Consider the following 2,407-nt stretch of genomic DNA (forward strand, 5'->3'; position numbering starts at 1 on the left):
AAAGTGGGGTAAGCGTGTATCTTCTCAAAGTTGTCGCAATCCCTTCTTTTTGAGGGAGGTTTTTCCAACAGTACGTCCACAAAATTTGATAAGAAGCATATCTACCGGAAACTTCCGGTAAGGTTTTGTTACATTCTTCACAACGCTCCTTTTCTTACTACCTTTTAAAAATAACATTGGTTATAACATATTGATTTTCCAAGCAATACTCAATCAGGCAAGGTTGAAAAGTGGCAAACACATAAGCTATTGAAAAACAAAGCATTACACAGAAAAACGAAAAATAATAAACCTTACCCCTCCCTCAGGAGCCATATACCCTTTTTAGGTTCCTACGCAACACCTTGTTTGTTTTTAACCTATCACACTCTCTAATAGAAGTAAATACAATCAGTTTTTCCCTTTTATACGGATGGTTTCTCCATCCAAGTATATCAAAAAGTCACCCACGCCCAATTTTTTACTAGGACTATTCTTAAGATACCCTAAAAGCTGACGCTCAACAAAGGCCAACTTTTCTTTTAATTTAAGATACACTTTCCCCAATTCAGAAGGGTTAGATCTTTCCAGACACAAGCGCTCGCTTTCCATAGGAACTAAGTTAGGATCCACATGCAACAACGGGGAAGGATATCTATTTTTTAAAAGCTTTCCAAAAATACACACACAAGGCATATCAAGGACAAAGTTTGAAAACCAAATTTCCAGCTTGTCACAACTAATGGGTCTTGGTGGAGCTGATCTTAACATTCTTTCAAGCTTAATATAGCTGTAATCTGGTGTTCCTGAAAGGATCCGATGAACAAGATCCTTACCGTTTTTCAAGAAACCAACTGTAAGTATAATTGCTATCTTTTCTTCCCTACTAAGTCTTTTTCCAATCTCCGCTCTTTTCACTATATGATTAATCACTGCACATTTTGACATAAGTTTAACAAGTTGAACGTTAACGTCAACTTCAGGAAACCTAAACTGCTTACCTTTGCAAAAGTCTTTTAGAGAAGGAAAAGACATGGGGACGATTCTTTTAACAAATCTTAACTGCTCTGGATAAGGTTTTCCTTCTGCGTCCACAAATAAGGAGCGCTCCAAAGTTGCAGGATGAACACCCAATGGCATCTCAAATCCCCTTTCCTTCCAACCTACACCTACGCCTTTAGTGGGAATGCCCAAGCTATAGACTATTTCACTTTCGGGATATGGTAAATGCTCAATAACAGATTCAAGAAACCTTTTTACCCAAAGGAAGTGAACAGGAGTGTCAAAGAAGAACCAAAGTCTGTACTTGAACTTATGCATTCTCTCAAGTACCGGATTTAACCCCCAAGAGCTACACGTACGAAAAGCTTTTAACGCTACCTCTTTTACACGTTCTCTTTTTCTTTCAAGCCAGGCATCTTCTCTTAGATGCTTTTCTATTTGCTTTTTAGGAACACGGATTAGTATATACGCTGCAGTTACAGTCTTATCATCCAGCAAAGGAAAGTAAATTAGATAGGTTCTACCAAGGAGATGGTCTTTAAGCTTTTGTAAGCTTATACCACCATTTCTCAATACAGCAGAGACATCTCCTAAAGGAGTCAGCATTAGTTCTGCATGGATTTTCCTGCCCTTGAACAAAAGGAAGAAAGGTTCAAGCTCTTTATGTCCAAGATCGGGTGGAAACCAGCGAAGTAGAAAGCGTTTCCTGTGCACTTTTCCCGATACCACACGAGCAGAACCTTCCTGTCCCATCTCCCTAAGTACAGAAGCAAGAAATTCACGAATAGTGGAAGATTCCTTTATCTGCAAAATCCTCTTAAGTGTCCGCGCAGTTTCGTTTAATAAGCCAAGGCGATAAGATATGTTCGCCTGTTCAAACAGATAACGCGGGTTTTCAGGAGAGATAGAGACTGCACGGGTTATGCACTCGTAGGCTAAGTTATCAAGGCCCAAGTCCTCACAAAGTTTTGCCCAACGGTAGTAATCTTCTGGAAATTGGCCGGGAAAAGAACGCCATTTGAGAACAAGTGTTCTGACATCATCCTCTTCTCCCCTGGCAAGGAGACGCTCGGCCCTTTCTAAAGCTCTCTTTGCACTTTCTTCCATATCGTGTAATTGTATCGCAGGGGACACAAAATGTCATCGGTATGGCTCCCTTTAGTGGTTTTCAGAGTCAATTTTGAGGTGGAAAGGCCTGAAGAGGTACCTAAACGGCTTTTTTCAAGCTTTAGAGGAGCTTTCGGCAGTGCACTGAAAAGAATCTCTTGTGTCGCAAGGTCTTATAAAAGCTGTATTGAATGCCCCCTCAATCAAAGCTGCGCATACGGATATCTATTTGAAACTCCAAAACCCAAAGATGCCGAAGTTTTAAGGAAATACCCCTTTGTTCCACATCCCTTTGCCTTTGCACCTCCCTTTCCATACA

1 protein-coding gene and 1 pseudogene are annotated in these 2,407 nt (G+C 40.4%); one reads left to right on the forward strand and one right to left on the reverse strand.

Annotated features, from left to right (window positions below):
* Positions 1 to 390: 390 nt before the first annotated feature.
* Positions 391 to 2,088: a CRISPR-associated primase-polymerase type A1 gene (locus MV676_RS08460; RefSeq protein WP_297446745.1), complete on the reverse strand. Its 1,698-nt coding sequence runs from the start codon at positions 2,086 to 2,088 to the stop codon at positions 391 to 393.
* Positions 2,089 to 2,118: 30 nt separating this feature from the next.
* On the opposite strand from MV676_RS08460, the pseudogene MV676_RS08465 reads away from it, so the two are divergent.
* A pseudogene (locus MV676_RS08465) lies at positions 2,119 to 2,407 on the forward strand (hypothetical protein); the annotation flags it as partial.

Source organism: Desulfurobacterium sp. (assembly GCF_027028515.1).
GTDB lineage: Bacteria > Aquificota > Aquificia > Desulfurobacteriales > Desulfurobacteriaceae > Desulfurobacterium_A.

Coding starts and splice junctions, on each gene's coding strand:
- MV676_RS08460 (WP_297446745.1), bottom strand. CDS start 2,088: ATGGAAGAAAGTGCAAAGAGAGCTTTAGAAAGGGCCGAGCGTCTCCTT.